This window comes from Actinomadura sp. NPDC048032, from assembly GCF_040653175.1.
In the GTDB taxonomy this organism is placed as follows: Bacteria; Actinomycetota; Actinomycetes; order Streptosporangiales; family Streptosporangiaceae; genus Spirillospora; species Spirillospora verrucosospora.
The window spans coordinates 1-8,900 of the sequence record NZ_JBEZJP010000357.1; the positions used below are offsets into that span (position 1 = coordinate 1).

The following is an 8,900-nucleotide window of genomic DNA, read 5'->3' on the forward strand; positions in this document are numbered from 1 at the left end:
GGGCGCAGTACTTGCCGCGGGCGGCGAAGCCGGCGTAGGCGGCGGCGAGGTGCACCATGTCGATGTCGTTGACGCCGAGGAGTCGCTGGATGCTGACCCGGCTCGCTGTTGACGGCGTCGGCCGCCAGGGTGCGGATCTTCTCGAAGTCCGGGTTCCCCGTGTAGATCAGCGGCGGGACGAACTGCAGGCTCCTGATCTGCGCGCCGTTCTTGACCCGGTTCGACAGCTTCATCAGCGCGGGCAGCAGTTCCTGCGGGATGTCGGTCGACAGCGTCCGCTTGGCCGCCGCGGCGAGCTTGTCGAAGCTGGTGAGCACGGTCTGCGGGTCGGCCTGCTCGGCGATCGCCCGCATCAGGCACTTCTGCCGGCTCATCCGCACGTAGTCGCTGCTGTTGGTGCGGGACCGCCCGTACCAGAGGGCCTCCTTGCCCTTCAGCGTCCGGTAGCCGGGCTGCAGGACGCCCCCCTGCAGGCCGTACGGGATCGGCTCGGTGATCTTGAGCTTGACGCCGCCCATGGCGTCGACAATGTCGGCGAAGCCGAACATGTCGACGAGGATGTAGTAGTCCACGCGCAGGCCGAGGACTCCGGCGACGGTGGCCTTCAGCAGCTCGGGGCCGCGGCGCTTCTTGGCGACGCCGGGCACCACGTCGGGGTGGTTCTCGGCGTACTCGTAGACCTCGTTGAGCAGGCCCGGGTTCTGCGGGCCGTCGCCGGTGAAGCCGTAGGGGAACCGGTCGCGGGCCGGGCCGGGCGGCATCGGGAACCGCTCCAGGTTCCGCGGCAGGCTCAGCAGCACCGTGTCGCCCGTCTTGGTGTCGACGCTGGCGAGGGTCACGCTGTCGGTGCGCACGCCGGTGCGGTCGGCGGCGGAGTCGCCGCCGAGCAGCAGGATGTTGACGCGCGGCTGGCCGTTGAACGGGTCCGCGGTGTCGACCGGCTTGCCGTTCTCGCTTCCGGTGCGGAAGATACTGGTCAGCGCGTCGCGGTACACGTAGGTGCTGTGCGCCGACCACGCCACCGGCACCGCGACGGCGGCGCACATCACCGCGACGGCGGCCGCGCCGAGCGTCCGGGCGCCCGCGGCGAGGCGGGTCGGGCGCAGCAGCAGGTAGGAGCGGACGACGACGAGGATCCACAGCACGCCGAGCGCGATGATCGCGGCGGAGGTCCGCTGCAGCACCGCGGGCTGGACGGCGTAGTGCACCAGATCGGAGCGGTAGAACGTGGCGGCGCCCGCGAGGGCGGCGACGATCGCCACGTACAGCGCGAGCAGAATCCCGCCGGCGATCCGGCGGCCCGTGACGAAATGCGCGACGCCCCAGACCAGGGCGGACGCGAGCGTCAGTGCCAGCGCGCGGGGGAGGCCCCCGGCTCCGCCGGAGGCACCCTCATCGTCCCTGTTCCGGGCACGCCCACTTGGCGACCGACCCATGTACGCTCCGATTCCCACCCACAGTGAATTAAGCCTCGGCTCACATTATGGACGCGTCGAACCGGGCAAAGGTTGCGTAAGAGTCGATCGCATGCGAGCGGGTGTGGCCTTTGGTGCAGATCGTCAGGATAGTGAATCCGCCGCCGTTCGGGGACCCGTACGGATGATCACGTAGTGGGCAGGGCGCCAGCGCGTGGGCGGCCGTCAGCGGCGGGACGATCACCAGCAGGCACAGGACCGCCACCGTCGTGCCGCCCGCGAGCCGCCACAGCGGCGACAGCCCGGCTGGGAGCAGCACCGCGTAGGAGTGGACGATCAGCCCCGCCCACAGGGCCGCGACGACCACGCAGCCGGCCGTCAGCGCCGCCAGCCACGCGGGCCTCGCCGCCGCGTGCAGCAGGAGCGGGCGGCCGTGCCCGGCGGCGAGGGCCGCCGCGGTCAGCGCCAGCGCCTGGACGGTCAGCAGCGCCGCGCCGAGCCGGACGCGCCCCGCCCGCAGGTGCGCGATGCCCGGCAGGGCCGGGGAGACCGCGGCGATCACCAGCGCCTCGGCCAGCTCCCGCAGCGCCGCCTCCCGCGCCCGGCGCCCCCGCTCGCGGTCCCGGGCCGCCGGGCCCGGTCCCTCCTGCGGCAGCGGCCGCGCCCCGGCTCCGACCGACCCGCCGTCGACCATGCTGCGCCCCCTCCAGGGACGGAGACCCCTCTCCGTTCCTGACGTAAGAGAGTGCAGGTCAGCGAGCTGATCGGGGCGCGAAGGCGGCGGCGTGTCGCGAAATGCGGGGACGCCCGGCGATCCGCGGGGGCGCCCTTTACCAGCTGCTGGACAGCGGCTTGCCCTCGGCGTAGCCGGACGGGCTCTGGATCCCGACCACGGCGCGCTCGTGGAACTCCTCCAGGGTCCGCGCGCCCGCGTAGGTGCACGAGCTGCGCAGCCCCGCCACGATCGAGTCGATCAGGTCCTCGACGCCGGGCCGCTGAGGGTCCAGGAACATCCGGGAGGTGGAGATGCCCTCCTCGAACAGGGCCTTGCGGGCCCGGTCGAAGGGGGAGTCCTCGGCGGTGCGCAGCCGCACCGCCCGGGCGGACGCCATGCCGAAGCTCTCCTTGTAGAGCCGCCCGTCGGCGGCCCGCTGCAGGTCGCCCGGCGACTCGTAGGTGCCGGCGAACCACGAGCCCACCATCACGTTCGCGGCGCCCGCGGCGAGCGCCAGCGCGACGTCGCGCGGGTGCCGGACGCCGCCGTCCGCCCACACGTGGCGGCCGAGCCGGCGCGCCTCGGCGGCGCACTCCAGCACCGCGGAGAACTGCGGGCGGCCGACGCCGGTCATCATCCGGGTGGTGCACATCGCGCCGGGGCCGACGCCGACCTTGACGATGTCGGCGCCCGCCTCGATCAGCTCGCGGGTGCCCTCGGCGGTCACCACGTTCCCGGCGACGACCGGGACGGCGGGGTCCAGCGCCCGGACCGCGGCGAGCGCGCTGATCATCTTGTCCTGGTGGCCGTGCGCGGTGTCGACGACGATCAGGTCGGCGCCCGCCTCCAGCAGCGCCTTGGCCTTGCCGGCGACGTCGCCGTTCACGCCCACCGCCGCGGCGACGCGCAGCCGGCCGGCGGCGTCCACGGCCGGCCGGTAGAGCGTGGCGCGCAGCGCGCCGGTGCGGGTGAGGACGCCGGCGAGGCGGCCCTCGGCGTCCACGACGGGGGCGAGCCGGTGGCCGCGCTCGTGCAGCCGGTTGAACGCCTCCCGCGGGTCGACGCCGGCGGGCAGCGTGACCAGGTCGCGGGACATGATGTCGCGGAGCTGGGCGAACCGGTCCACGCCCATGCAGTCGGCCTCGGTGACGACGCCCACCGGACGGTCGTCCTCGACGACGATCACGGCGTTGTGCGCCCGTTTCGGCAGCAGCGCCAGCGCGTCGCCGGCCGTGCTGGAGGGGTCCAGCCGGATCGCGGTGTCCACCACCAGGTCGCGACCCTTGACCCACTCGATGACCTCGGCGACGACGTCGACCGGGATGTCCTGCGGGAGGACCGCGACGCCGCCGCGCCGGGCGGCGGTCTCGGCCATCCGGCGGCCGGACACGGCCGTCATGTTGGCCACCACGAGCGGGATGGTGGTCCCGCTGCCGTCCGAGGTGGCCAGGTCGACCTCCAGGCGCGACCCGACGGAGGAGCGGCGGGGGACCATGAAGACGTCGTTGTAGGTGAGATCGTGAGCGGAACGCTCATCGTTCAGCAGGCGCACGGCAGTACTACACACCAATCGCGTTCGCAGTGGCTGGGCCACCGTACATTCTCGGCGATACCCGGCCGTGCTCCCGCCGAGGCCGGCGGCCGGACGCCCCGGACCGCCCCGCGGCCGCGGGCAAAGCCCGTGACCAGGGGTGATGGCACTGTGTCCCGGGAGGGCGTCGAGTGTCGTCTCAGCCCGTCTTCCCCCCTCCTTGCAGGGATAACGAAAGTGAGCCCGTGCACCTGATGCAAAACGGTGCAACGTGAGGCTTGGCTCTCTGTAAAGTTACCTCTTGACGTAACTGCGCCCCCGATGCACTTTTCTTACATGTGCCTCGCGCGGACGGCGGATCCGCCGTAGGGGGTGGTCAGAAGAGCACCGGGAGAAGCGCATGCAGGTCACGCACGTCGTCCCGGTCGGCCATGCCCGCCCGCGCCGCCGGCCGCCCCGACCGGGCCGCGATCGCCGGAGCGGCCACGGCCGTCCGGCGCGTCCACCGCCCGGGCCGCCTCGCGCCGTGCGAGCGGCGCGGGCTCGGCAGCGTTGCGCTTTCGTACCGGTTTCTGCGGCATTTAAAACGTCGCCGCCCGGAACCGGTCACCGACGCTTCGACGGCCATCGGGCAGGGCGAACACGAGCAAGATCAATATTTGACGTCATACCGTCCTGAAATGGAATGATCTTGCAGTTGCTGGCAAAACGATTCATCACATGTCGAGGAGGAGAGCCGTGCTGGATGCGGTCGACGCCGTGCTCGTCCGCGAGCTCCAGCGGGATGGCAGGGCGACGTTCCAGGCGCTGGCCGATCGCGTCGGGCTTTCCCGCACGGCGGTGCGGGCACGGGTGCAGCACCTTCTCGAAACCCAGGTCGTCCGCGTCGTCGGCATCGTGCACGCCGCCGTCGTCGGCGCGGAGGCGATCGGGCACGTGTCGGTCACCGTGGCCGGCTCGGCGAGGGAGGTGGCCGAGACCGTCGCCGAGCGCGCCGCGGTCAGCTTCACCGCGCTGACCGCGGGCCCGTACGACCTGGTCGCCCAGGTGCGCACCCGCGACGACGCCGCGCTCGCGGCCGAGGTGGACCACATCAGGTCCGTCGCCGGCGTCCGCGCGGCCGAGGTGTTCCGGTCGGTGTCCACCGTGCGCGACACGCACGCGGTGGTGCGCGAGCTCGGCGAGGTCACCCTCGACGACATCGACTGGCGGCTGCTGCACGAGCTGCAGCGCGACGGCCGCGCCCCCTACACCCGGCTCGCGCACGTCATCGGCCTCTCGCAGGCCGCCACCCGGGCCCGGGTGGTCAGGCTCATGCGCACCGGCGTCATCCAGGTGACCGGCCTCGCCGACCCCCTGGCGCTCGGCGCCGCGGAGCTCGGCGGGTTCGGGCTGGTGGTGACGGGCGGGCTCCGCAAGGTCGCCGACGCGGTCGCCGCCCAGGACGGCGTCCGCTACCTGGCGACCGGCTTCGGCCGCTACGACATCGTCGGGCAGGTCGAAGCGGCCTCGCGCGCCGAGCTGGTGGCCGTGTTCGACGCCATCCGGTCGGTGTCCGGGGTGACGGTACGGGAGTCCTGGCACCACCTCGACGTGGTGAAGGAGTCCTACGCCGTCCAACTGCCCGAGCAGCCCCTCAACGGGGCGGTCTGAGCGCGGCCCTCGGCCCGGCCACGGCGCGACCGTGGCCGGGCCGAGGGCCCCCGCTAGTCGCGGCTGAGGGCGACCTCCTCCAGGTCCAGCTCGTGCATGACGCGTGCGAGGACCTCGTCGTCGATGCGGCGCTCGTCCCGCATCCGCACGAACACCCGGCGCTCGGCCATCAGCATCTCCCGTCGCAGGCGCCGGTACGTCGCCGTCGGCACCTCCTCGCCCTCCGGGCCCGTCCCGCCCCCGAGCCGCTCCCAGGCGCGCAGCTGCCGGTGCTCGGCGAGCTGCCGCAGCCGCTCCACGACCGACGCGTCGAGCCGCTCCTCGGCGTTCAGCTCCTCCAGCCGCTCCAGCGCGGCCTGCGCGGCGGCGTGCTGCGCGCCCGCCAGAGCGACGGTGTCGGCGTAGCGCTCCCGGTCCCCGCCGATGCCGAGCGCGCGGATCAGCGCGGGGAACGTCAGCCCCTGCACCAGCAGCGTCCCGAGGACGGTGGTGAACGTCAGGAACAGGATCAGGTCGCGCCCCGGGAACGGCGTGCCGCCCGAGGCGACGAACGGGATCGCGAACGCGGCGGCGAGCGAGACCACCCCACGCATCCCGGCCCACGACACCACGACCAGGCCGCGCCAGCCCACGCTCGGCACCGCCCGCTCCCGCCGCGACAGCAGCCGCGGGACCTGCGAGGCGGGGAACACCCACACGAACCGGGCCGCGACCGTGACGGCGAACACCGCGGTCGACCACCAGGCCAGCTCCTGCCAGCTCCGTCCCGACATCTCGTGGACGATCGGGGGCAGCTGCAGGCCGATGAGCAGGAAGACCACCGACTCCAGGAGGAAGACCATGACCTTCCAGAAGGAGTGCCCGATCAGGCGGGTCACCGCCGCGGACTGGGTCTCCCGGTTGCCCAGGTACAGGCCGCTGACCACCACGGCGATCACTCCGGAGGCGTGCGCGGTCTCGGCGAGGAGGTAGGCGGCGAAGGGGGCCACCAGCGCGACGCCGTTCTCGACCAGCGGGTCGTTCAGCCGGGTCCGCAGCCAGTGCAGCGGCGGCCCGAGCATCAGCCCGACCGCCGCGCCCACGACGGCGGCGAACAGGAAGCGTCCGACGCCGTCCAGGAGGGTGAACCCGGCGCCCGTCGCCGCGATCAGCGCCACCCGGAACGCGGTCAGGGCCGTCGCGTCGTTGAACAGGCTCTCCCCGACGAGGACCGTGACCGTCCGGCGGGGCAGGCCGAGGCGCTGCGCGATGCTCACCGCCGCCACCGCGTCCGGCGGCGCCACGATCGCGCCGAGCACGAACGCCGCCGCCAGCGGCAGGTCGGGAACGATCAGATGCGCCACGTAGCCCACGGCGAAGGTCGTGAACAGCACCAGCCCCACCGACAGCAGGCCGATGGACCAGACGTTCTGCCGAAGGTTGGTGAACGAGCTGTTCCACGCCGCGGAGAACAGCAGCGGCGGCAGGAACACGAACAGCACGAACTCGGGTTCGAGTTCGAACTCCGGGACCCCCGGGACGAAGGAGAAGGCGAGCCCCGCGATCACCAGGACCAGCGGCGCCGACAGGCCGAGGCGCCGCGCGGCCGCGGCCACCATCAGGGCGCCGACCGGTACGGCCAGCAGCCAGAGTGCGTGCGTCGTTCCCACCGCCGAATCATGGCATGACCGGGCGGTACCGGCGTCGCGCGGGCGGCCCGGCCGGACCGGGAGGAACCGGGGCCGGGGCGCGGTCAGCGGGCCTGGTCGTCGTGGTGCGGCGCCTGCTTGGCGAAGGTCAGGAAGTCGCGGGCGGCGGGCGGCAGCCGGCGGTGCGCGTGCACGAGGCCGATCATGCGCGTGAGCGGCGGCATGAAGGAGCGGACCGTCACCCCTTCGGTGTCGTCGATCTGGTTGCGGTACCAGAGTAAGGAGCCCCGCCCGGCGCGGACCCAGCCGAGCCAGGCGCCGCGCTCGTCGGACTCCACCGCGGCGACCGGCCGCGCGCCGATCCGCCGCAGCATCGTGTCGATCTCCGCGCGGCGGGCGCCGCCGCGGGCGGGCAGGACGAGCCGCATGCCGTCCAGCGCGGCGGGCGGCACCGGTTCGCGGACCTTCAGCGCGCGAGGGGAGATCAGCACCACCTCGCGCTGCTCGAACGGGTGCGCGGTCATGTCGCCGGGGACGGGGAGGTCGGTCAGCGCCAGGTCGGCGCGGCCCCCGCGCAGCACCGCCGCGATCTGGTCGCGGTCCGCGCAGCGCACCACCCGGACCCGCACGGCGGGCTGGTCGCGCGCGAAGCGGGGGATGAGGCCGCCGGTCAGCTCCGGCTCCAGCGACGCGGTGACCGCGATGCGCAGCTCCGCGCCGCGCCCGTCGGCGCGCGTGACCGCCAGTCCCTCGATCGCGTCGACGGCGTCCAGGGCGACCCGGGCCTGCCGGACGACCTGCTCCCCGGCGGGCGTGAGGACGACCCCGCGCCCGGACCGCGCGAACAGCTCCAGGCCGAGCTCGCGCTCCAGTTCGCGTACCGCCCGCGACAGCGCGGGCTGGGCCACGTAGAGGGCTTGGGCCGCCGACGTCATCGTGCCATGGTCGGCGGTCGCCACGACATAGCGCAGCTGCCGCAGATTCATGCACTGACCGTATGCCAACGAACCGCTCCGGTCCTGGACATAGCCGGATTAGGACCGGGAATCAGCGGACCGGTCCGGCGATCAGCTCTCGGGCCCGGGCGGGGTCGTCCCGGCGCGCCCGGCCGGGACGGTCTCCGGCTCGGGCTGCAGTTGCGGCGCGCCCACCCCGCACTGGCGCCGGCATTCCGGCTGGACCGGTTCCCCGGACGGCGTCCGCAGCGCGTCGTCGCCGACGGTGAGGAAGGACAGCACGGCCCCCGCCGCCAGGAGACCGGCGCAGGTGATCATCGCCAGCCGGTACCCGTGCGAGAAGTCCACCGGGTTCTTGAAGGCGTCGCCCGTCAGCCCCGCCAGGGGCGGGATCGCCGCCACCGCCAGCAGGCCGGCGGCCCGCGCCACCGCGTTGTTGACGCCGCTGGCCACCCCCGCGTGGCGGACGTCGGCGGTCGCCAGGACCGTGGCGGTCAGCGGCGCGACCACCGCCGCCAGCCCCAGCCCGAACACCACCACGGCCGGCAGGACGTCCCGGACGTAGGAGGCGTCCGCGCCGATCCGGCCCACCAGGAGCATCCCGAGGGCCGCCACGACCAGGCCGACGGTCATCGGCAGCCGAGGGCCGATCTTCTGCGCGAGCGCGCCCGCCCGGGCCGACAGCAGCAGCATCAGCACGGTGACCGGCAGCAGCGCCGTCCCGGCCGCGATGGGCGAGAACCCGGTGACGACCTGGAGGTTCAGGACGAACAGGAAGAACATCACGCCCATCCCGCCGTACATGATGAACGTGACGACGTTGACGGCGGAGAACTGCCGCGAGGAGAACACGTCCAGCGGCAGCATCGGCTGTGGCGCCTCGCGGTCCGCCCGTCTGCGCGGCCGCCCGCGCAGGCGTTCGAGCAGAACGAACGCGACGGCCGCCGCCAGGCCGGCGATCGCGGCGGCGGCGATGACCGGCGGGGACGCGCCCCCGCCGGG

7 protein-coding genes are annotated in these 8,900 nt (G+C 73.6%); 1 reads left to right on the forward strand and 6 read right to left on the reverse strand.

Annotation, left to right across the window (positions count from 1 at the left end; translation table 11 throughout):
• The 3 genes from AB0C69_RS32520 to AB0C69_RS32530 all read right to left on the reverse strand — a co-directional run.
• On the reverse strand, positions 1 to 1,436 hold a 1,436-nt coding region (locus tag AB0C69_RS32520), incomplete at its 3' end, for an LCP family protein (RefSeq protein ID WP_360358785.1).
• A 40-nt stretch (positions 1,437 to 1,476) separates the two neighbouring features.
• Entirely contained in the window at positions 1,477 to 2,109 is a 633-nt protein-coding gene (locus AB0C69_RS32525) for a hypothetical protein (protein WP_360358786.1), read from the reverse strand.
• Positions 2,110 to 2,245: 136 nt separating this feature from the next.
• A complete protein-coding gene (locus AB0C69_RS32530; protein WP_345176327.1) occupies positions 2,246 to 3,682 on the reverse strand; it encodes a GuaB1 family IMP dehydrogenase-related protein in 1,437 nt (478 codons plus the stop codon).
• Between the two features lie 717 nt (positions 3,683 to 4,399).
• Here AB0C69_RS32530 and AB0C69_RS32535 point away from each other — a divergent pair.
• Positions 4,400 to 5,314: an Lrp/AsnC family transcriptional regulator gene (locus AB0C69_RS32535; RefSeq protein WP_185024146.1), complete on the forward strand. Its 915-nt coding sequence runs from the start codon at positions 4,400 to 4,402 to the stop codon at positions 5,312 to 5,314.
• Between the two features lie 53 nt (positions 5,315 to 5,367).
• On the opposite strand, the gene AB0C69_RS32540 is transcribed toward AB0C69_RS32535, so the two are convergent.
• From AB0C69_RS32540 to AB0C69_RS32550, 3 genes are all read right to left on the reverse strand, one after another.
• Positions 5,368 to 6,963 carry a Na+/H+ antiporter gene (locus AB0C69_RS32540; RefSeq protein ID WP_345176321.1) on the reverse strand — a complete coding sequence of 532 codons (1,596 nt, stop codon included), beginning with the start codon at positions 6,961 to 6,963 and terminating at the stop codon, positions 5,368 to 5,370.
• 83 nt (positions 6,964 to 7,046) lie between these two features.
• Positions 7,047 to 7,928 carry a LysR family transcriptional regulator gene (locus AB0C69_RS32545; RefSeq protein WP_360358787.1) on the reverse strand — a complete coding sequence of 294 codons (882 nt, stop codon included), beginning with the start codon at positions 7,926 to 7,928 and terminating at the stop codon, positions 7,047 to 7,049.
• An 81-nt stretch (positions 7,929 to 8,009) separates the two neighbouring features.
• A partial coding sequence (locus tag AB0C69_RS32550; protein ID WP_360358788.1) for an MFS transporter occupies positions 8,010 to 8,900 on the reverse strand: 891 nt, incomplete at its 5' end.